The sequence below is a fragment of the Pseudomonas sp. HP_08 genome (genome assembly GCF_055284095.1).
The window spans coordinates 20152-39573 of sequence record NZ_JBTOQC010000034.1; the positions used below are offsets into that span (position 1 = coordinate 20152).

21 protein-coding genes are annotated in these 19422 nt (G+C 59.8%); 8 read left to right on the forward strand and 13 right to left on the reverse strand.

Annotated features, from left to right (window positions below; all coding sequences use genetic code 11):
- Window positions 1-7: 7 nt before the first annotated feature.
- From ACYAS9_RS22035 to ACYAS9_RS22055, 5 genes are all read right to left on the reverse strand, one after another.
- Window positions 8-712 carry a permease gene (locus tag ACYAS9_RS22035; protein ID WP_463570428.1) on the reverse strand — a complete coding sequence of 235 codons (705 nt, stop codon included), beginning with the start codon at window positions 710-712 and terminating at the stop codon, window positions 8-10.
- A 79-nt stretch (window positions 713-791) separates the two neighbouring features.
- Window positions 792-4193, reverse strand: coding sequence for a T6SS effector BTH_I2691 family protein (locus ACYAS9_RS22040; protein ID WP_463570429.1), 3402 nt, complete (start codon window positions 4191-4193; stop codon window positions 792-794).
- Entirely contained in the window at window positions 4186-5064 is an 879-nt protein-coding gene (locus tag ACYAS9_RS22045) for a DUF4123 domain-containing protein (protein WP_463570430.1), read from the reverse strand. The genes ACYAS9_RS22040 and ACYAS9_RS22045 overlap by 8 nt, the downstream gene beginning before the upstream one ends.
- Window positions 5061-7091, reverse strand: coding sequence for a type VI secretion system Vgr family protein (locus tag ACYAS9_RS22050; RefSeq protein ID WP_463570431.1), 2031 nt, complete (start codon window positions 7089-7091; stop codon window positions 5061-5063). The genes ACYAS9_RS22045 and ACYAS9_RS22050 overlap by 4 nt, the downstream gene beginning before the upstream one ends.
- On the reverse strand, window positions 7055-7375 hold the full coding sequence (locus ACYAS9_RS22055; RefSeq protein WP_463570432.1) for a hypothetical protein: 321 nt from the start codon (window positions 7373-7375) through the stop codon (window positions 7055-7057). The genes ACYAS9_RS22050 and ACYAS9_RS22055 overlap by 37 nt, the downstream gene beginning before the upstream one ends.
- Before the next feature lie 39 nt (window positions 7376-7414).
- Here ACYAS9_RS22055 and ACYAS9_RS22060 point away from each other — a divergent pair, with 39 nt between their 5' ends.
- Entirely contained in the window at window positions 7415-7705 is a 291-nt protein-coding gene (locus ACYAS9_RS22060; protein ID WP_463570433.1) for an Rdx family protein, read from the forward strand.
- Here ACYAS9_RS22060 and ACYAS9_RS22065 read toward each other — a convergent pair.
- Window positions 7699-8571, reverse strand: coding sequence for a DMT family transporter (locus tag ACYAS9_RS22065; protein ID WP_463570434.1), 873 nt, complete (start codon window positions 8569-8571; stop codon window positions 7699-7701). The genes ACYAS9_RS22060 and ACYAS9_RS22065 overlap by 7 nt on opposite strands.
- Window positions 8572-8716: 145 nt before the next feature.
- Between ACYAS9_RS22065 and ACYAS9_RS22070 the strand changes: the two genes are divergently transcribed.
- Window positions 8717-9526 carry a UDP-2,3-diacylglucosamine diphosphatase gene (locus tag ACYAS9_RS22070; RefSeq protein ID WP_463570435.1) on the forward strand — a complete coding sequence of 270 codons (810 nt, stop codon included), beginning with the start codon at window positions 8717-8719 and terminating at the stop codon, window positions 9524-9526.
- Here the strand turns inward: ACYAS9_RS22070 and ACYAS9_RS22075 are convergent.
- Window positions 9523-9834 (reverse strand): Mpo1-like protein, encoded by a 312-nt coding sequence (locus tag ACYAS9_RS22075; protein WP_463570436.1) that lies wholly within the window; start codon window positions 9832-9834, stop codon window positions 9523-9525. The genes ACYAS9_RS22070 and ACYAS9_RS22075 overlap by 4 nt on opposite strands.
- Window positions 9835-10065: 231 nt before the next feature.
- On the reverse strand, window positions 10066-11520 hold the full coding sequence (locus ACYAS9_RS22080; RefSeq protein ID WP_463570437.1) for a TrkH family potassium uptake protein: 1455 nt from the start codon (window positions 11518-11520) through the stop codon (window positions 10066-10068).
- Between the two features lie 157 nt (window positions 11521-11677).
- On the opposite strand from ACYAS9_RS22080, the gene ACYAS9_RS22085 reads away from it, so the two are divergent.
- Entirely contained in the window at window positions 11678-12232 is a 555-nt protein-coding gene (locus ACYAS9_RS22085; protein ID WP_463570438.1) for a nitroreductase family protein, read from the forward strand.
- 23 nt (window positions 12233-12255) lie between these two features.
- On the opposite strand, the gene ACYAS9_RS22090 is transcribed toward ACYAS9_RS22085, so the two are convergent.
- The 5 genes from ACYAS9_RS22090 to ACYAS9_RS22110 all read right to left on the reverse strand — a co-directional run bounded on the left by ACYAS9_RS22090 (window position 12256) and on the right by ACYAS9_RS22110 (window position 15926).
- Window positions 12256-13593, reverse strand: a complete 1338-nt coding sequence (locus ACYAS9_RS22090) for a sensor histidine kinase (RefSeq protein WP_463570439.1) — start codon at window positions 13591-13593, stop codon at window positions 12256-12258.
- A gap of 73 nt (window positions 13594-13666) precedes the next feature.
- On the reverse strand, window positions 13667-14116 hold the full coding sequence (locus ACYAS9_RS22095; protein ID WP_463570440.1) for a hypothetical protein: 450 nt from the start codon (window positions 14114-14116) through the stop codon (window positions 13667-13669).
- A gap of 187 nt (window positions 14117-14303) precedes the next feature.
- Entirely contained in the window at window positions 14304-14981 is a 678-nt protein-coding gene (locus tag ACYAS9_RS22100; RefSeq protein ID WP_463570441.1) for a response regulator transcription factor, read from the reverse strand.
- Between the two features lie 47 nt (window positions 14982-15028).
- Window positions 15029-15328, reverse strand: a complete 300-nt coding sequence (locus ACYAS9_RS22105; protein ID WP_463570442.1) for a YciI family protein — start codon at window positions 15326-15328, stop codon at window positions 15029-15031.
- 1 nt (window position 15329) lies between these two features.
- Entirely contained in the window at window positions 15330-15926 is a 597-nt protein-coding gene (locus tag ACYAS9_RS22110) for a septation protein A (protein ID WP_463570443.1), read from the reverse strand.
- 66 nt (window positions 15927-15992) lie between these two features.
- On the opposite strand from ACYAS9_RS22110, the gene ACYAS9_RS22115 reads away from it, so the two are divergent.
- The 5 genes from ACYAS9_RS22115 to ACYAS9_RS22135 are packed head-to-tail and all read left to right on the forward strand — an operon-like array spanning window position 15993 to window position 19306.
- Entirely contained in the window at window positions 15993-16856 is an 864-nt protein-coding gene (locus tag ACYAS9_RS22115) for a PHP domain-containing protein (RefSeq protein WP_463570444.1), read from the forward strand.
- A 13-nt stretch (window positions 16857-16869) separates the two neighbouring features.
- The gene (locus ACYAS9_RS22120) at window positions 16870-17499 is read left to right on the forward strand and encodes an L-threonylcarbamoyladenylate synthase (RefSeq protein WP_463570445.1); all 630 of its coding nucleotides are present in this window, start codon (window positions 16870-16872) and stop codon (window positions 17497-17499) included.
- A complete protein-coding gene (locus ACYAS9_RS22125; RefSeq protein ID WP_463570446.1) occupies window positions 17499-18305 on the forward strand; it encodes a segregation and condensation protein A in 807 nt (268 codons plus the stop codon). Before ACYAS9_RS22120 ends, ACYAS9_RS22125 begins: the two co-directional genes overlap by 1 nt.
- Window positions 18306-18320: 15 nt before the next feature.
- Window positions 18321-19118, forward strand: a complete 798-nt coding sequence (gene scpB, locus ACYAS9_RS22130; protein WP_463570447.1) for an SMC-Scp complex subunit ScpB — start codon at window positions 18321-18323, stop codon at window positions 19116-19118.
- Entirely contained in the window at window positions 19115-19306 is a 192-nt protein-coding gene (locus ACYAS9_RS22135; protein ID WP_463570448.1) for a DUF1289 domain-containing protein, read from the forward strand. The genes scpB and ACYAS9_RS22135 overlap by 4 nt, the downstream gene beginning before the upstream one ends.
- The last annotated feature ends 116 nt before the right edge of the window (window positions 19307-19422 follow it).

Below are 19422 nucleotides of genomic sequence, written 5' to 3' on the forward strand. Positions count from 1 at the left end.
TTTGGTTTTACCACTCCCAGACTTTTTCGGTAAATTCGGCTTGCGGCGCAACGGCGGTGTGCAGGAAGACGAGGTATTGTTCGAAGAGTTCTTTGTTGGGGAAGCGGGCTTTGAAGCCGGTGGTGGTGTCGGTGGTATGCACCACGATGATCAGGTGTTTGCGGTCGACGGTAACGAAGTGGTGTTTTATCCATGGCATGCTTGTTTCATGTTGTGCTGCAGGCGGCTCCCATTTCAGCAGCCTCGTGGCCGGGATAACGATGAATATGATCGTTCCCAAAAGAAAGAGCAGTGAGCCTGTGAAAATGGCAAGCAGGATAAACAGGAAAATCAGCATGATGGCGATGCCGATAAAGATATCACCTGCATATTTTGAGGTGTGAAGCTGGTAGTCGACTTCGCCTTGGTGGGCATGGATACGGTAGTGGAAATTGGATTTTTGTAGCATGGCCTTAAGAAGGAATAATATGACAGCTGTCGATGTTCCTCCGGCTATTAGAACAACGTCATAGTTTTCGCTGAGGGTGTTCCATAAAAGGTAAGCTACATAGCTTGACATTATTATGGGAATGCAGGAGAAAGCGAATGGTAGCTTTATTATGGCTGGGCGCGGAAGGTTGATACGTTTAACGGACCATGTCATTAATGCTGGAGCGGTGCTTGTTTTTTGGGGAGTGCTCTTATGCAGATTTTTCTGGGTTTTTGTGGTCATGGTTTTTTTCAATAGGGCATCATGAATGCTGACGAGTATTTGACTCGTCAGACATATTTAAAATTTTAAGTCAAAGCTGTTACGGCATCAGAAATATTTGCGATGCTGCTTCACGGCTTTCATTTTTTACCTGTAACTCTGTTTTGCCGAGCGCATCAATCGTACTAGCACCTTTGGCGCTCAGTTCAATCTGATAGAGATAGCCTGTGTCATGAGTTGATGGGTGGAGGATGTCGACGGGGTACCAGATCTGGAATTCGAGAAAATCAGCGTCCTTGTCGAGTGGAATCCAAACTTTCCAGATAATATCCTCTTCTTCTGGTATGCCATAAGCTAAAGACGGATAAAAGCCTAAAGGCTGGCGCTGGTTATCAATGTTGCCCCAGTTTTTGATAGATGTATAAGTGCCTTCTTCCAAGAAGATATCCTTGATGGGGGATTCAATTTTCCTGACGGGCATAATACCTAGTGGGCGCGTGCTGCTAATAACATCAAAAAATATGCCACGGCCTCGTAGTGCATGAGGAAAGCGAATCTGAACCCAGGCACCATTTTGCTTTGTAATCGGGACGTGACCTTTGCCAGTGAATATCCACTCTTGCTCCGTGGTGCTTTTGACCATGATCTGCGGGCTGAGCTGGATTTCCAGTAGGGTTTTTAGTTCTTGAGCGTGCCCGTCTGGTGTGTCGGGATATCGAGAGTCTGAGGGATAGGACCAACAGCAATTTTTAAGCCAGGAACCGATGTTGTCTTGTTTTAGATAGTTTAGTAGGGCGCTGGCGAATAAGTAAATAATCCCCCCGGTCAATGTGATAATGGTAAGCCAGCCACCTAAAGCCATCATGGCTGCGCTTATTGCCAATGAGCCTGTTACCAACGCTGCAGCTCCTTGCCCAAAGGCAGCTGCTCCCATAATAAATATTCCGGCAGCCTTTAGCTTTAGTATGTTTTTTTCAGTTGGAGTTTTAGCATTTTCTAAATCCACTATCAGCTCCGAGAACTCCAGCGCTGCCGCACCTACTCCCCAAGCTCCCGCAGCCAATAAACGTGACCTGAAGCTACGAACTGCACTTGCCCATGTCGAATTCCCCTGGGCTTTCCAATATCTGGAAGAGCGCTCCAGTATTCCGATTTGATAGTTTCCTGCTTGGATGGGCTGAGCATTTTTGACAATCGCCCACGGCGCCTCAACATACAAGGCCATCAACAGGTTAAAGCTATACCCCAGGTTGTAGCCGACCTTTACAAGGTCCTTCTTGCTGAGGTCTCCATCCCGGCTGACCTCTTCCAGCGTCATCGCTGTATTGATGAAGTTAAGTATGATCACGCCCCAACTGATGCTGGCGCCATGAATGCCCAGACGCTGACTCCAGTTTTTGACATGTTGCTGCCAATGCTTGACGACGTTCTTGCCGGACTGGAAGAACTTTTCAATTTCCTGCTGAAACAATTTGGCGTACTGATTGTTTTGAAAATCCACCAGCATGGGCAGTTTCAGGTCGTGGGCTTTGAGGCGGTCTGTGCAAGCTTGTACTTCGCCGGTCAATCCGCGGCGCACCCACTGTTCAGAGGGGTAGAACCACCTCATCTGTACGCGATCAAGGTGCTGAAGCAAAACCCGGCGTTGTCGTTGCCATTCCTTGAGTTTGCTGGCGATAGCCGTGTCTACAACCAATCGTTCCGGGGAGTTGCTCAGGATCTGGCCGATCAGCAGGGTGCGCAGTAATGCAACCACGTTCAGTTGCTTGCCTTGTGCCAGGCGGCTGTCCACGGGTAACCAGGCAATCAGCATGCGTTGTGCTGTCTCTTTACCTATATCGCTGGCCAGTGTCCGTAACGCCTTGAAGGTGTCTTGCACCGGTTGTTTGAGGGCCTTCATCCACGGCGCATTGGCAAAGTCCTTATGGTTGAGCACAGCATTGAGTTCGCCCGCGCGGGTGGCCAGATTGGTGAAATCGCTGACACCATTGATCAATTTGTCGGCTTCGTGGTGCAGTGCTTCTTTCAAGGCCGGCGAGAAACCGTAGCGCATTGTGCCGAACAGGGTGGTGGCCCGGTTTTCCTGCTCCATTAGCCAGTCGGTGGTGCGCATGTCCTGGGCCCAGATGGTGAGCAGGTTCTCCATGATCATTTTCAGGTAGTCGAGTGTTCTGATGTTCCCGGTATCGATGAACAGTTCCAGAGGGTCGATGCCGATGCGTTCAGCCCACGTTTCAAAATCTGCCTGAGTGTCGCGAACCTTTTGCAGCAATCGCTGCTGAGGCAGGTGCTGTTGCTGCATATGAACACGTGCGGCCTGCAGATCAACTTCGCGTCGCCATTTGCTCCGCTCCAGCCACGATTGCACATCGGCCTGATCGGGGGCATGGCCATAACGATCTTTTAGCGCCTGAAGCTTCGCATCGCTCTCGGTCCGGGACATGAAAAAGATTTCAGGCGCGACAGTCGTGTTTTCGGTGTGAAGACGTTCTTCCAGCTCGTACTGTTCCAGATACTCTTCCGCTTCGATCAGATACTGCTGGGTCATGACCGGGTTGCTTAAAACCGATGCCGGTAGCTTGTCTTTTTCCGGTTTGCTGGCTGTACCACACAGATTGCTGACTAATGAGGCGATCTCAAGCTTATGCTCATGCTCCGCCTGCCAACTCTGATAAGCCGCCTGATCGCCCGCCAGTTGCATGCCCAGATCCTTGAGAATGGCCAGCGAGTCGTCCAGCGCGATTAAAAGCGCGCTGTCCTTGTCCGGCACGCTGCCCAGCCAGTGCACGTCGGCGCCCAGTGGCACCCATTCAGGTTTCTTGTCAGGTTTTTCCGGATCGGGTGGTGGCTGGGTGCTGGGCAGCGCGGTATCGGCAAATCGTTGGTCTTCGTTGATGCACCCCGCATCCACATCCGCCACCGCCTTGGCAATCTCGCTCAGCGGTAACGTCCCCGGCTCGTTCATGGTGATGCAGTAATTCGCCAGATCCAGACGCTTCATCCACAACGCCCGGCTGTCTTCGTGCGAGCGCAGGTGTTCGCAGATTCGCCACGTCCACTGCATCGGCGCGTAAGCGATATGCAGCGTGTGGTTACGCGGATAGAGCAGATACGGCAGCGCTTCACCGTCACCGGTGCGTTCATCCTTGCCCAGTTGCGCTTCAGTCCAGACGATGCGCCGCAGACCGGCATCGGTGGCCGAGAAAGCATATTCATGCAAAGTGCCGGCGGTTTCGTCGAACACATAGACATAGCCGTCGTACAGCTGGCGCAGGGTGTAGGTGCGGCTTTTCAGTTTCGGCAGGGCCGCCCATTTGCCTGCCCTGTACAGCGGCGTGAGCACATGCGGGTTGGGATCGTAGCGCGAGCGGTCCAGCGCGTAGCGCATCGGCACGATGGCGATGCCCGGACCCTTGAACGGGCACAGGCTGGTGCCGGTGGCCGGGGTCTTGTCGAAGGCCGTGGCGCGGCATTGTCGGGCGGTGCCTTGTTTTTTATTCATCGGTGGCCTCTTGGGCGGTGCGTTGTTCCTGGTAAAGGTCGAACGCATCGAGGCGCAGCTCCGGTGCCAGGTTTTGCTGTTCGGGATGCTCGGTCAGCCATTGCTGCCAGAGGCCGTCCGGGGTGTGGACAAAATCCACACCCTGCGCATGGCTGTACTCAGCCCAGGTCGCCAGGGCGAATTCGCTGATCAACCCCCATTCACGGCCACCGCGCAGGCTGTGGTCGAGCCAGGTATCGATCTGTTCTGGGCGCTCTGTGGCGAAGGCGCCGGGTGTCCGGCCGGTGATCCAGTCGTACAGGCGTCGTTTGAACAGAAAGTCATAAGCCTGCTCGAAGGCTTCAAGCTGCGCCGGGCCTTGCAGGGCAAAACTTGGCTCCCATGCCTGCTCCGCTTGGTCGCGGGCAAAGGTCGCAATCCCGTGCGTTACCGAAGCCGGTTCGCGGTGCCAGGGCTGGCGGGGAATGGCGACCCGTAAATGCTCGATGGGTCCGAGCGTGCGGTTCAGGTGCGCTTGTTCCTGACTGTTCAGCCAGGCGTGCATCACCAGCGGATCGGCGAAACGCAACAGGCTGGCGTTACCAAGATAATCGGGCGGGCAGAGGAAGCGACGCAGGTGCGCGGCGAGTGTCGGCATTGTTGCCTGGCTATAGAGCAGCGACGAACAGGCATGCCAGTGCTGCTCGCACAGCCATTCACCTTCAAGCCGCTCGCTGGCCTGGACCAGAATCGGCCCTTTGTCCTTGAGGTTGTGCCAACGGGTGCCGAGGTAAAGCGGCTCGATCTCCAGGGTTTCGCCGCGGCCATATAACTGCCTGAGTGCCTCGGGCAGTAACAGGCCGTCGATCAGCACAAACGCCTGGGCGCTCATTGGCCGGCCTCTTTGGCGGCTGCTTCGCATTCTTCGCAACGGCCGGTACGTTTGATCGCCACGTTCTGTGCCGGCACCAGCAGCCCTCCGGCCTTGTCGCTGTCGGCCGGCTGCACGGCGCCGGGCAGCAGCGGGGCGGCGGGCGTGCCATTGCCGGCACTGCCACCGCTGTTGAGTTTGATGTCCGGGCCCATGAGGGTCACGCCGCTGGCATCGAGGGTGATGAAGCTGCCGCCAGCCTTGAGCGTGATGTGCTGGCCGGCATCGAGAATCAGTTTTTGCCCGGCCTTGAGGTGAATTTCGTTGCTGGCTTCGACCAGTTGCGCGACCCCCAGGCGAATGTGCTGGGTCTGGCCGACGGTCAGGTGGTCGTCGACCTTGACCTCGGTGCGCCGCTGGGTGTCGGTGGTGCAGTGTTGTTCGGCGAGAAAGTGGCTGTAGCTGTTGGCCTTGACCTCGTCGTGACGCTCATGACCGACGCGGATTTTCTGGTTGCGTTCGATCTCCTGGTCCCAGTCGCGCTGGGCATGGACAAAGATCTGCTCTTCGCCGGCCCGGTCTTCGATGCGCAATTCGTTGTAACCCTTGCCGCCTGGGCTGCTCAGGCTTTTGAACACGCTGCGGGTCTTGTTTTCGGGCAACGGGTAGGGCGGCGGATGGTCGCTGTGAAACAGGCAACCGCTGATCAGCGGCTGGTCGGGGTCGCCTTCCAGAAAGGTCACCAGCACTTCCATGCCGACCCGTGGCAGGCTCACCGCGCCATAACGATTACCGGCCCAACCGCTGGCAACGCGCACCCAGCAACTGGAGCGTTCGTTGTTCTCGCCCTCGCGGTCCCAGTGGAACTGCACCTTCACGCGCCCATGGCGGTCGCAGTGAATCTCTTGCCCGGCGGGACCGGTGACCTTGGCAGTCTGGCTGCCAAGGATGCGTGGCTTGGGATGATCGAGCGGCGGGCGGTACATCGTGTCCCAGGGCGTGGCGAGAAAGCGGTTGCGATAGCCCTGAACCAGCTCGCCAGCCGCAGGCTTGGCAAGGCTGGTCGACTCTTCCAGCACCTGCGGCTGGCGGCCTTCATGGTGGACTTCGGTCAGCAGCCACAACTGGTTCCAGTCCTGGCGAGCGTGTTCGGTCAGCGGCAGAAAATAACCGCTGACCAGGCGCGGCTGGTCGCTGTGCCCTTCGGCCAGCCGGTAATCATGGCGATGGCGTTCCAGCGCGCGTTGCGCCAGCACCTGGCCACGGTCGCGATGGATAAAGCGCCCCGGATAGTCGTAGTCCTCCAGATCCAGTACGGCTTTACCGCCGGCGCTGCTGATCAGGTCGACCCGCGGAATTTCAAAATGGTAGTCGCGCCGGGTAGTGCGGTTGCTGCGGGTTTCCAGGCGCACGTTGAAGCGCTTGACCACCGGCGCATCGGCGACCATGGATACATCCGGGTGGTAGGCCAGCGCCGGCAAGGACGGGAAGTACGCCTGATCGTCGCCGAACACCAGTACATGGCCGGCTCGGCTGTGCTCGAAGTGATAGTGCAGGCCTTCTTCTTCACACAGGCGCTGGATGAAGTGCAGGTCCGACTCATCGTACTGCACGCAGTATTCTCGCTCCGGGCACGGCGTCTTGACGTTGAAGCGCCAGGCATCTTCAAGAATGCCGTGTTCCTTGAGCAACTGGCCGATGATCTGCTGCGCGTTGCGCTGCTGGAAAATACGCTGGTTGATGCGGTAGGCAAGGTTGGCCAATCGGGGCCGCAGGCTGAGCTGGTAGTAGCTGAGCCGCTGGCCGCGATCCCCTTGGGCAATACGCTCGACCTGGCCATGAATGCCGCTGCCGTCCGGGCTCAGTTGCAGAAAGGCCGGCTGGTGCAGCATGGCTTCCAGGTCCAGGCCATGGTGTTCGCTGACCAGTTGAATGTCGAAACGAAACGGCTGGTTAAGGGCTTCATGGCCTTCGAACGCCAGCACCTGGAATTCATGCTGACCGGGCAGGCTCAGAGTAAAGGATGGCTGATTGGCTTGAGTGGACATGCCGGGTCTCCCGGTAATGGCTGACGGGTGAGCCAGTCCAAGATCTGTGCCACGGGAATATTTCTGTTCTTAATCAATATCTTGCGTTTTCTATTGCTTGAATCTGAGCGTTTTTTGAGCAAAACGCCGGTTAAATTGCGCAACACCTTGCGCAAGGTATGCAGGCGCTTGCGCGCTTGAATGAAGGTCACGGCCGTGTTGGCCGGCAGCCATCCGCCCACAGGGTTATCCACCGCTGGCTGCGCAACTTGATGCGCAGCAAGGCGTATGATGACGCGCTTCAACGACTCTGTTTCTCAATCACCTGTTTCGAGCGTGACTTCATGAGCACTGACAAAGCCCACATCGTCATCACCTATTGCACTCAGTGCCAGTGGTTGCTGCGTGCCGCCTGGCTGGCCCAGGAATTATTGAGCACCTTCGGCGACGATCTGGGCCGGGTGAGCCTGGAGCCGGGCACCGGCGGGATTTTTCGCATCACCTGCGACGAGGTGCAGATCTGGGAGCGCAAGGCCGACGGCGGCTTCCCGGAGGCCAAGGTGCTCAAGCAGCGGGTGCGCGATTGCATCGACCCCGAGCGTGACCTGGGGCATAACGACCGCCCGGCTCAGTGAGCTGCGCCGGTTTTGTCCTGAGGCTTGAGCCCTGACAACACGATGGCGGCGATGATCAGCGCGCCGCCGGCCAGCATGCGCGGGGTCGGGGCTTCGGCAAATACCAGCCAGGCCAGGGCAATGCCGTAGACCGGCTCCATGGCGAACACCACCGCCGCGATGCGTGCCTTGACCACCGCGAGGCTGGCGACGAACAGGCTGTGGGCCAGCCCGGTGCAGATCACCCCGAGCAGCGCCAGCCACACCCAGTCGAGGGCGCGCAGGCTGCCCAGTTGCGGCGCGGCGAACGGCAACAGGCACAGCATCACCACCAGGTTCTGGCACAACGCCGCCTGCACCGGTGGCACTTGCGCGGCGCTGGCGCGGTTGGCCAGCGACAGCAAGGCGAAGGTCAGCCCCGAGAACACGCCCCATAGCAGCCCGCCGGTGGCATCACTGGCCAGGTCGAAACCGGGTGTGACCAGCACCAGCCCGGCGCTGACCATCGCGACCAGCAGTATTTCCCGGCGGTGGATCTTCTCTTTGAACAGCAGGCCTTCGAGCACCACGGTAAAGGCCGGAAACGTCGCAAAGCCCAGCGTGGCGATAGCCACGCCAGCGGTTTTGATCGCGATGAAAAACGCCACCCAATGCATGCACAGCAACACGCCGGACAGCGTCATCTGCAGCCAGTGACGGCGCTGCAAGGGTTGCCAGCCATTGCGCCGGAACAGTTTGATGAACGCGGCCAGTGCCAGCACCGCAAAGGCGGCGCGGGCGAACACGATGACGCTGGGCGTGGTGGCGGCCAGCTTGCCGAGCACGCCGGCCAGGCCGACCAGAATGGCGCCCAGATGCAGGGCGCCCAGAGCAGTGCGTGGGGTCATCGTCGTCCTTGTGCGTATGGCGGGCGAAAGCCCGGAAGTCTACACGGTGATGGCACTGGCCGGTTGTCATGCGAATGCCATGACGGTGTCATATTCGGGTCACCGCTGCCGGGCACTCTTGGCAAAACCCAGCCGGAGGTCGCCCATGAGCAGCGCTCAGCTCGCCAAACCCAGCCGCAAGCAACGCGTGCGCACCTTGTGGATTTCTGATGTGCACCTGGGCACCCGCGATTGTCAGGCCGAGCATCTGTCGACCTTTCTCAAGGGTTACCAGGCTGACAGGATCTATCTGGTGGGCGACATCATCGACGGCTGGAAACTGCGCGGCGGCATGTACTGGCCGCAGGCGCACACCAATGTGATTCGTCGCCTGCTGACCATGAGCAAGCGCGGCACCGAGGTGATCTACATCACCGGCAACCACGACGAGTTCCTGCGCCGCTATTCAAAGCTGGTGCTGGGCAATATCAAGCTGCTGGACGAGGCCGTGCACGTTACCGCCGATGGCCGGCGCTTGCTGGTGATTCATGGCGACCAGTTCGATGTGATCACCCGCTACCACCGCTGGCTGGCGTTTCTTGGCGACTCGGCCTACGAATTCACCCTGACCCTCAACCGCTGGCTCAACCACTGGCGCGCCCGTTATGGCTACGGCTACTGGTCGCTGTCGGCGTACCTCAAGCACAAGGTCAAGGGCGCGGTGAACTTCATCAGCGATTTTGAAAACGCCATCGCCCACGAATGCGTCAAGCGCGGGCTTGATGGCGTGGTCTGCGGGCACATTCACCATGCCGAGATTCGCCAGGTGGGCGAGGTGGAATACCTCAACTGCGGTGATTGGGTGGAATCGTGCACAGCGCTGATCGAGCATCTGGACGGCAGCATCGAGCTGTACCGCCTGGCGGATGCGCAGATGCTGGAGAAGCAACGAGCTGAAGAGGCGCTGGCCGTTTAAAACGCCACCCGGCCCAGCAACATGTCGCGGAACATCACGAAATCGGCCATCAGGCTGTACAGCGGATGCTGAAAGGTCGCGGGGCGGTTGTGTTCAAACAGATAGTGCCCGGCCCAGGCAAAGCCGTAGCCGGCCACCGGCACCAGCCATAACAACCCCCAGCGACCGCTGCCGATCCCGAATGCCAGCAGAAAAATCACCAGGCTGGTGCCGACAAAGTGCAGGCGCCTGCAGGTGCTGTTGCGGTGTTCTTCAAGGTAATACGGATAAAACTCAGCGAAGTTCGCGAAATGCCTGACGTGTTCCATGGTGTACGTCCTCATGCTGGTCTATGGCCAGTCTAGCCGGGCACAAGGACGTTCGGACACCTCTAAAAACTACCTGCGTTGTCATCGCTGCGTTAAAAACCGGCTCGGAATGCTCATTTACAACCCGTAAAGTCGGCCGCGACTCCGACCGTTCCTCGCCTGTTTTTGTGGGGCCGCCATCGGTATTGCGCTGACTGCCTCGCTTACGTTTTTAGAGGTGCCCGTTCGTCATCAGTGTCGCCAGAAGGCCGGCACGCAGAGCACCAGAATGGTGATGATTTCCAGGCGGCCCAGCAGCATGCCGGCCGACAGAATCCATTTGGCCGCATCCGGCAGGCTGGCGAAGTTGCCCGCAGGACCTATCACTTCACCCAGGCCCGGGCCCACGCCCGATACAGTGCTGGCCGCGCCGGTCAGGGCGGTCATCCAGTCCAGACCCAGCAGCGACAGCAGCAGGGCGATGATGCAGATGGTGATGGTGAAAAAGAACGAGAAGGTCAGGATCGAGCGCACGATCTCATCGTCCAGGCGATGGCCGTTATACCTCTGCTTGATCACTGCGCGCGGATGGATCAGTTGATTGAGGTTGGCCTTGAGCAGGATATAGGCCACCTGAAAGCGGAAAATCTTTACACCGCCAGCGGTCGAGCCGGAGCAGCCGCCGATAAAGCCCAGGTAGAAGAACAGCATCAACGAAAAGTTGCCCCACAGGCTGTAGTCGCCCAGCGCAAAACCGGTGGTGGTGACCACCGAGGTCACGTTCAGCGCCACATGGCGCAGCGCATCGAGCCATGGCAGGTCGGTGGTCAGGCCGTACCACAAGGTCATGACCAGCCAGGTGACCAGCAGCAGGCCGAGCATGCCTTGCACCTGTTCGTCGCGGATCAGCGCCTGACGATTGCCGCGCAAGGTCGCCACATACAGGGTGAAGGGCAGGCTGCCGAGGATCATCACCACGATCGCCACCCAGTGCACCGCCGGTTGCGGCCATTTGGCCAGCGACAGGTCGGAGGTCGAGAAACCGCCGGTGGAAATCGCCGACATCGCGTGGTTGATGGCATCGAACAGGCTCATGCCCGCCCACCAGAAGCCCAGGCTGCCGAGCACGGTAAAGCCGACGTAAGCGAGGATGATGTACTTGGCCACCATGTGTGAGCGCGGCATGACCTTTTCCGAGCGGTCCGAAGATTCGGTCTGGAACAGGCGCATGCCACCGATGCGCAACAGCGGCAGGATCGCCACCGCCATGCCGATAAAGCCGATACCGCCAAGCCAGTGCAGCATCGAGCGCCAGATCAGAATGCCCGGCGACATGCTGTCCAGGTGGTTGAGCACCGTGGAGCCGGTGGCGGTGATGCCCGACATGCTTTCAAAGAACGAGTCGGTGTAGCTGATGTGCTGGGTCAGCAGAAACGGCAGCGCGGCAAAGATGCACACCACGATCCAGCTGGTCACGGTCAGCATGTACATGTCGCGCGGGCGCAGGTGCACGTGCTCCGGGCGGCCCGGCAATACCAGCGCAAGGCCGGCGATAAAGGTGATGGCGCTGGCCCACAGAAACGAGCGCAAGTCTTCGAAGCGGTCGTAGATCACCAGCGTGGCCATCGGCACGATCATCGAGATCGCCAGGGTGATCAGGAAGATGCCGATAATGAAACCGATAATGCGAAAGGTCGGCAACGCCATGAACTGCTCGGACTGGAGGGGAAGTGGGGCGCCATTCTACCTGCGCGTTTTTGCATGTAAACCTGTGGCTAAAGGGTAGCGTCTGATGAAGGTTGCGCTCGTTATTGCAGGCAGGCCTGGCCTAGAATGTCCGACTGTCTTTCAAGGAGATTGGCCCATGCAGGCTCTCGACGTTTTGCTCAATCGTGTTTCGGTCCCGCGTCTGGTCGAACCGGCCCCTGATGCCGGCCAACGGGAAATCCTGTTTGGCGCCGCCTTGCGCGCGCCAGACCATGGCTTGCTCAAGCCTTATCGTTTTCTGACGGTTGAGGGTTCGTCGCGTGAACGCCTGGGCGAACTGCTGGCTCAGGCCCTGCTGGAAAAAGACAGCAACCCGCCGGCCCAGCAACTGGACAAGGCGCGTCAGGGGCCATTGCGCGCGCCATTGGTCGTGGTAGTGATTGCCCGCTTGCAGGACCATTTCAAGGTGCCGCGCAGCGAACAGCTTCTGACCGCAGGCTGTGCCGCGCACGGGGTGTTGCTGGCCGCCTACGCGCTAGGGCTGGGCGGGGTGTGGCGTACCGGTGAGTTGTCGTATGCGCCCGGCGTGGCCAAAGGCCTGGGCTTGAGCGACGGTGAAGAAGTGCTGGGCTTTCTGTACCTGGGCACGCCGCTGAACCCGCCACGGGTGGCGGGCAAGGAAGAGATCGGCGCATTTGTCAGCGCCTGGTAAACCAGCCGGTTTAAGGTGTCAGGTCAATGCACGGGATTGACCGGCACCAGCGGTAACTCCACCACGGCAAGAAAACCGCCCTGCGGATGGTTGCTCAAGGTCAGGCTGCCGCCGTGGCGTTCGGCGGCGCGGCGGGCGATGGCCAGGCCCAGGCCATGGCCGGCGCTGCTCTGGCCGGGCGCGCGGTAGAACGGTTCGCCCAGCTGCGTCAGGTATTCGGGCGCGGTGCCCGGGCCATGATCGCGCACGCTGATACGAACGCGATCCTCAAGCTTTTCGGCATGCAGCTCTACAGGCTGATCGGGCGGGCTGAAGCGCCGGGCATTGCGCAGCAGGTTGTCAATGGCCCGTTCGATCATGTCCGGCCAGCCTTCGACACCCAGCGGGCTCTGAATCTGCAAGCTGATGCCGGGTTCCTGGCCGTCGAGCAATGCATCGTTGCGCAGTCGTTGCAGCAGGTTGTGCAGGTCCACCGGCTCGGCCTTGGCCATGTCGGCATCCAGGCGCGCCAGGGCGAGAATTTCACTGATCAATGCTTCAAGCCGATCGCATTCACGGTCCAGGCGCGGCCAGAGCTTTTCACGCTCTTGCGGTGTGGCGCGGCCCGCCAGAGCCAGGGCAATGCGCAGGCGTGCCAGCGGTGAGCGCAGTTCATGCGACACGTCGCGCAGCAACTGGCGCTGGCTGCCGATCAGGCTTTGCAGGCGCGCGCCCATGCGGTTGAAGTCGGTGGCCAGTACGCCAAATTCATCGCGGCGGTTGGCCAGTTGCGCCAGGCTGTGCTGCTGATAGCTGGCCTGGCCCAGATCATGGACAGCGCTGCGCAGGCGGTTCAGCGGGCGGGTGATCGACAAGGTCACGAACAGGCTGAACAGGGTCAGCACCACCAGCGCAATGCCCAGCGCACTGAGCGGCCACATCAGGCTCTGGCGATGCCATTCTTCGACTTCCGGGTGGGGGATGCGATAGATCAGCAGGTAGGTTTCGCCACTGGTATCGCTGGTGTATTCAGTGGTCAGGCGCCGCCATGGCAAGGGACGCGAGTCGTCGCCCTGACGTGCTTCATAGGCGGCAGCACGAGGTGGAAAGGTGCCTGGCACCACCGGCTCGCCACTGCTGTTGAGCACCTGCACATCGATTCGGTGCTTGCGTTTGACGTTCTGCAGAAAGTCCTGCGCTGCATCCGCGCCCTGTTCTTCAAAACGGCTGGCCCATTTTTGCGGCAGCTCGTTAAGGACCGGATGACGGCTGAGAATCCAGGCATCCTGGTTCAACATGTGCCCGAGCAGGACCGACAGGCCCGCCACCAGGGCGATGGCCAGCCAGAAACTGGCCAGGATTCGCCAGAACAATGAACGCACGTTTTGACCTCACTGCAACGGGAAAACCCGACATGCACGCATGTCGGGTCGGGGAGGGCGAAGAGTGTAACGATTACTGAGCCTTTTTGGCCTTTTCCGCTTTCCAGGCCTGGAACTCGGCCCACTCGGCGCGGCGTTCTTCGCGTTTTTTCTTCTCGGCGTCGAACTCTTTCTGCTGTTCAGGCTTGAGCAGGGCGCGCACGGCAGTGTCGGTCTTGTCGCGGCTGGCTTGCAGCTCATCCTTCATGGCTTTCTGGTCGGCAGCGGGCAGCTTGTCCAGGAAGCGCTTGTTGATTTCCTTGCGTTCGTGGGCTTGTTCGCCCATCAGCTTGCCGATCTGCTGGCGCTGTTCGCGACTCAGGTCCAGGTCAGCGAACGGGCCGCCGCGGTGCTTGCCAGGGCCTTGATCCTGATGGAAGCGTGGGCCGCCGTGCTCAGGACCGTCAGCCGGTGCAGGAGGTGCGGCCATGGCCAGGGCAGGAAGGGCAGCAGCGAACATCAAAGCAGTCAGGGTCTTGCGCATGGTGTATCTCCTTGTCTCTGGTGCGGCTTGTTTGCCGTTGGAGCCCAGTTTAGGGAGATCAAGGTCAAGCGCGGTCAATGCAGCGTAAAGCTTATGTAAAGGCCCGTAGGACCGACTTTAGTCGGGAAGCAGGCGCTAAAAATCTGCGGTGATGCACTTCGCTGCTGAAGCAGCTCCTACGGCTGTTTCAAAGGCTGTAATAGTAGCCGCGGCTGCGCAGGGCGACGATGCGCGGGCGGCCGTCGGGGTGTGGGCCGATCTTTTTGCGCAGGTTGCTGACGTGCATGTCCAGGCTGCGGTCGTACAGCGTCAGCTTGCGGCCCAGCGCCAGTTGCGCCAGTTCCTGTTTGTCCAGCGGCTCGCCGGGTTGACGCAGCAGGGCTTCGAGCAGGCGGCTTTCGGAGACGGTCAGGGTCATTTCCTGTTCGTCGATGATCACCACGCCACGCACCGCGCTGAAGGTCAGGTCGCCCAGTTCCAGCTGGCTGGTAGCAGTGGCCGGATGGCTGCGGCGCAAGACCGCCCGCAGGCGGGCCGTCAGTTCGCGCGGGTCGCAGGGCTTGGCCAGGTAATCGTCGGCGCCCAGTTCCAGACCCAGGATGCGGTCCAGCGGTTCGCCGCGTGCCGAGAGCATTACCACCGGCAAATCGGGGTGTTCGTTGCGCAATTGCTTGAGCAGCTCAAGACCGCTGCCGTCGGGCAGCATCACGTCCAGCACCACGGCATCGGGTGCCGACTCGGCCAGGGCCTTGCGGGCGCTCTGGCCGTCGTGGCAGGCGCGGATCTGAAAACCTTCCTGAGACAACCAACTGCCCAGCAGCTCACACAGCTCTTGGTCATCATCAATCAACAACAGCTCGCTCATGACTTACTCGATCAATCCGGGAAGGTTGCAGATGTGCAGCCGTACGGTCAGGGCAGAACCTGACGGAACGGCTTGACCACCACATTGGCATAGACACCGGCTTCTACGAATGGGTCGGCCTTGGCCCAGGTTTCTGCAGCGTTCAACGAGTCGAACTCGGCGACGATCAGGCTGCCGCTGAAGCCGGCAGGGCCTGGATCGTTGCTGTCGATGGCCGGGTGAGGGCCGGCCAGCACCAGACGACCGGCGTCTTTAAGGGCGTTGAGGCGCTCCAGGTGAGCGGGGCGCACGCTCAGGCGTTTTTCCAGGGAGTCTGCAGTGTCGGTGGCAATAATGGCGTAGAGCATGTCAGTCCTTGGTCTTGGTGGTCGATTGTGGGGTGTCGTTCAGGTAACGGGCCAGGTACAGGCCTTGCAGCACCATGAAGATCAGGGTCATGGCCAGGCTGCCGAAAACCTTGAAGTCGACCCAGAACTGCTCATAGGTAAAGGCGACGTACAGGTTGGCGGCGCCGCTGAACAGGAAAAAGATGACCCAGGAAATGTTCAGGCGTGTCCACACCGCTTGCGGCAAGGTCAGGGCGTGGCCCATGGCCCGCTGTACCAGCAGCTTGTCGCCGATAAAGTGACTGCCGGCAAAGGCCAGCGCGAACAGCCAGTTGACCGCCGGGGCTTTCCACTTGAGGATGGCTTCGCTGTCGAGCGCCAGTGTCAGGCTACCGAACACAATGCACGCGATCAGGGTCAGCCACTGGCTCTTTTCCAATTTGCGCTGCTTGATATAAAGAATGCCGTAAACCACCACGGAACTGGCGATCAGCACTTTGGTCGCACTGAATATCCCCCCCAGAATGAAGCTGTGGCCCAGGATATCGACGGCGTGAGGTTCGATCTTGTAAACGATGAAGAACAGAATCAGCGGGATGAAATCGATGAGTTGTTTCACAATGGCAGCCAGACGCGGGATGTGGCGGCATAATAACAAACATCAAAGACCGCGAAACCTAACTAAATGAATGTTGACCTGCATTGCCACAGCACCGCCTCCGACGGGGCTCTCGCGCCCTCAGTGGTGGTTGCCCGAGCCTATGAAAACGGCGTGCGCGTCCTGGCCCTGACCGACCACGACACCACCGAAGGCCTGCCCGAGGCCCGTGCAGCCGCCGAAGGATTGGGTATGCAACTGATCAACGGCGTCGAATTGTCCTGCGTCTGGAATGGCTCGACCATCCATGTATTGGGCTATGGTTTTGCTATGGACGCTCCGGCACTGACCGCCGCCATCGCCAGCCTGCACCAGGGGCGCTGGCTACGGGCCGAAGAGATCAGCCGCAAGCTGGCGCTCAAGGGCATGCCCGGTGCGCTGGAAGGCGCGCGTGCTGTGCAGCAAGCGCTGGGTGACAGCGGCAATGCGCCGGCCCGGCCGCATTTTGCCGATTTTCTGGTCAACGCAGGCTTCGTCAAGGACCGCGGCGAAGCGTTTCGCAAGTGGCTGGGGGCCGGCAAGCTGGGCGACGTCAAGCAGCACTGGCCGACGCTTGAGGAGACGGTCGCTACCTTGCGCGATTCCGGGGCGTGGATCAGTCTGGCACATCCTATGCATTATGATTTCACTCGCAGCAAGCGCCGCCGGCTGGTGATCGACTTCATCAAGGCCGGTGGTCACGCCATTGAAGCGGTCAATGGCATGCAGTCGGCCGATCAGGTCGGCAGCCTGTCTATCCTGGCCCGTGAGTTTGGCCTGCTGGTCAGTGCCGGCAGTGATTTTCATGGCCCCGGCCACTGGTCGGAGATCGGCATTTATCGGCCGCTGCCCGAGGATTTGCCACCGTTGTGGAGCAAATTCAAACATGAACCCGTCATTACCGCCGTTTGAACAGGATGTAACCGTGAGCCAATTTTTCCAGGTCCACCCGGAGAACCCGCAACCGCGCCTGATCAAACAGGCCGTGGAAATCATCAAAGCCGGCGGGCTGGTGGTGTACCCAACCGATTCGTCCTACGCGCTGGGCTGCCAGATCGGCGACAAGGGTGCCATCGAGCGCATCCGCCGCCTGCGCAAGCTGGACGATAAACACAACTTCACCCTGATGTGCTGCGATCTGTCGCAACTGGGGCTGTTCGCCAAGGTCGACACTGGTGCCTTTCGTGCCCTCAAGGCCCATACGCCAGGCCCTTACACCTTCATTCTGAATGCCACGCGCGAAGTGCCGCGCCTGCTGCTGCACGCCAAGCGCCGCACCATCGGCCTGCGTGTGCCGGGTCATCCGATTGCCCAGGCCTTGCTGGCGCAACTGGGCGAGCCGCTGATGAGCGTCAGCCTGATCATGCCCGGCGACACGCTGCCGCTGAGCGATCCTGAAGACATGCGCGAGATTCTGGAGCACCACGTAGACCTGATCATCGACGGCGGCATCGGCGGCGTCGATGCCTCGACGGTGATCAGCCTGGCCGAAGGCGACCCGCAGATCATCCGCGTAGGCTGTGGCGACCCGACGCCGTTCGGCGAACCTGCTTGATGACGGTTGTCGAAAGCGCCGAACCCCCTGAAGATGCCCAGCAACCCGCTCGCGTCTACGGCCAGCCGTTCCGCGAGTTGCCGCAGGATCTGTATATTCCGCCGGATGCCCTCGAGGTCTTTCTAGAAGCCTTCGAAGGGCCGCTGGACCTGCTGCTGTACCTGATTCGCAAGCAGAACATCGACATCCTCGACATCCCGGTGGCAGAAATCACCCGGCAATACATGGGCTATGTCGAGTTGATGAAAAACGTGCGCCTGGAACTGGCCGCCGAGTACCTGGTGATGGCCGCCATGCTCGCCGAGATCAAGTCGCGCATGCTGCTGCCGCGCTCGCAAGAGATCGAAGCCGAAGAAGATGACCCGCGTGCCGAACTGATTCGTCGCCTGCAGGAATACGAGCGCTTCAAGAGCGCCGCCGAAGGCATCGACCAGTTGAGCCGCGTAGGCCGCGACACTCATGTGCCGCGCCTTGAAGCGCCCGAAGCCCGTGCCCGCAAGCTGTTGCCGGATGTCAGCATCGAAGAACTGCTGATGTCGATGGCTGAAGTGTTGCGCCGTGCCGACATGTTTGAAAGCCATCAGGTCAGCCGTGAAACGCTGTCGACCCGCGAGCGCATGAGCGATGTACTCGAACGTCTCAAGGGCGGCGGCTTTGTACCCTTTGTCGAGCTGTACGGCGCCGAAGAGGGCCGTTTGGGCGTGGTGGTGACCTTCATGGCGATCCTGGAGCTGGTCAAGGAGTCGCTGATCGAGCTGGTGCAGAACGAACCCTTTGCTGCAATCCATGTGCGTACCCGAGCCTAAAAGAGCTATAGCCCCATGAACCTCAATGAACCCCGCGATCTGGCGCCGCTGCTGGAAGCTTTTCTGCTGGCCTCCGGCAAGCCGCAACCGCTGGAGCGCCTGTACGAGCTGTTCGAGGAAGCTGAGCGGCCCGGGCCTTCGGTCTTCAAGAAAGCCTTGCAGTTACTCGGCAAGTCCTGCGAGGGGCGCGCCTTTGAGCTCAAGGAAGTGGCTTCAGGCTACCGCTTGCAGATCCGCGAGCGTTACGCACCGTGGGTCGGCCGGCTGTGGGAAGAGCGCCCGCAGCGTTATTCGCGGGCCATGCTGGAAACCCTGGCGCTGATCGCCTATCGCCAGCCGATCACTCGTGGCGAGATCGAGGATGTGCGCGGTGTCGCGGTCAACACCCAGATCGTCAAGACATTGCTGGAGCGCGAATGGATCCGCGTGGTCGGTTATCGCGATGTACCGGGGCGGCCGGCGATGTTTGCCACCACCAAGGGCTTTCTCGATCACTTCAACCTCAAGGGGCTGGAAGACTTGCCGTCGCTGGCCGAGATTCGTGAAATCGAACCCGAGCCGCTGTTCGACCCGGAAGACGCCCCGGTGCCGGCGCATCTTCAGGCCCTGGCCGACGCCAGCCTGGGCGAAGACGGCGAGCCCGAAGCACCGCGCGAAGAAACCAGTTTCCGTACCTTGCTGGTCGAGCTCGACAGCATGGAGGAGGGCTTGAAGATCGACTTCGACGATTTGCTGCCGGCGGAACCGGCGGGCGATGAAAGTGACGAAGATAAAGACGACGATCCGCGTCTATTCCATGAGCCTTCTGCATGAGTTCAAGCAAAAGCCCCTGCACCGGCCTGTGCAAGTTCACCGATGACATTTGCCTGGGCTGCGGCCGCAGCAAGAAGGAAATCAAGGCCTGGAAGAAACTCGACAAGGACGAGCGGCGCGAGGTGCTGGACGCTTGCAAGCAGCGCCTGGCCGGGCTCAAGTCATCCGGCCGGCGGAAAAAGAAATGAGCGGTGATGCATAACCTTGCACAAGCGCGTATGATTCGCGCCCCTCTGGCCGTCCCAAATGGCCATGATTATTGAATTGAGCTTCGGCACGGCACACACTGCCTGCCGGGCAACAG

Excerpts from the sequence above, each read along its gene's own strand:
- ACYAS9_RS22065 (WP_463570434.1), bottom strand. The coding sequence starts at position 8,571 with ATGACCCCACGCACTGCTCTGGGCGCCCTGCATCTGGGCGCCATTCTG.
- ACYAS9_RS22040 (WP_463570429.1), bottom strand. The coding sequence starts at position 4,193 with ATGAATAAAAAACAAGGCACCGCCCGACAATGCCGCGCCACGGCCTTC.
- ACYAS9_RS22075 (WP_463570436.1), bottom strand. The coding sequence starts at position 9,834 with ATGGAACACGTCAGGCATTTCGCGAACTTCGCTGAGTTTTATCCGTAT.
- ACYAS9_RS22125 (WP_463570446.1), top strand. The coding sequence starts at position 17,499 with ATGACGGTTGTCGAAAGCGCCGAACCCCCTGAAGATGCCCAGCAACCC.
- ACYAS9_RS22115 (WP_463570444.1), top strand. The coding sequence starts at position 15,993 with ATGAATGTTGACCTGCATTGCCACAGCACCGCCTCCGACGGGGCTCTC.
- ACYAS9_RS22105 (WP_463570442.1), bottom strand. The coding sequence starts at position 15,328 with ATGCTCTACGCCATTATTGCCACCGACACTGCAGACTCCCTGGAAAAA.
- scpB (WP_463570447.1), top strand. The coding sequence starts at position 18,321 with ATGAACCTCAATGAACCCCGCGATCTGGCGCCGCTGCTGGAAGCTTTT.
- ACYAS9_RS22070 (WP_463570435.1), top strand. The coding sequence starts at position 8,717 with ATGAGCAGCGCTCAGCTCGCCAAACCCAGCCGCAAGCAACGCGTGCGC.
- ACYAS9_RS22135 (WP_463570448.1), top strand. The coding sequence starts at position 19,115 with ATGAGTTCAAGCAAAAGCCCCTGCACCGGCCTGTGCAAGTTCACCGAT.
- ACYAS9_RS22100 (WP_463570441.1), bottom strand. The coding sequence starts at position 14,981 with ATGAGCGAGCTGTTGTTGATTGATGATGACCAAGAGCTGTGTGAGCTG.
- ACYAS9_RS22045 (WP_463570430.1), bottom strand. The coding sequence starts at position 5,064 with ATGAGCGCCCAGGCGTTTGTGCTGATCGACGGCCTGTTACTGCCCGAG.
- ACYAS9_RS22035 (WP_463570428.1), bottom strand. The coding sequence starts at position 712 with ATGACCACAAAAACCCAGAAAAATCTGCATAAGAGCACTCCCCAAAAA.
- ACYAS9_RS22085 (WP_463570438.1), top strand. The coding sequence starts at position 11,678 with ATGCAGGCTCTCGACGTTTTGCTCAATCGTGTTTCGGTCCCGCGTCTG.
- ACYAS9_RS22080 (WP_463570437.1), bottom strand. The coding sequence starts at position 11,520 with ATGGCGTTGCCGACCTTTCGCATTATCGGTTTCATTATCGGCATCTTC.
- ACYAS9_RS22060 (WP_463570433.1), top strand. The coding sequence starts at position 7,415 with ATGAGCACTGACAAAGCCCACATCGTCATCACCTATTGCACTCAGTGC.
- ACYAS9_RS22095 (WP_463570440.1), bottom strand. The coding sequence starts at position 14,116 with ATGCGCAAGACCCTGACTGCTTTGATGTTCGCTGCTGCCCTTCCTGCC.
- ACYAS9_RS22050 (WP_463570431.1), bottom strand. The coding sequence starts at position 7,091 with ATGTCCACTCAAGCCAATCAGCCATCCTTTACTCTGAGCCTGCCCGGT.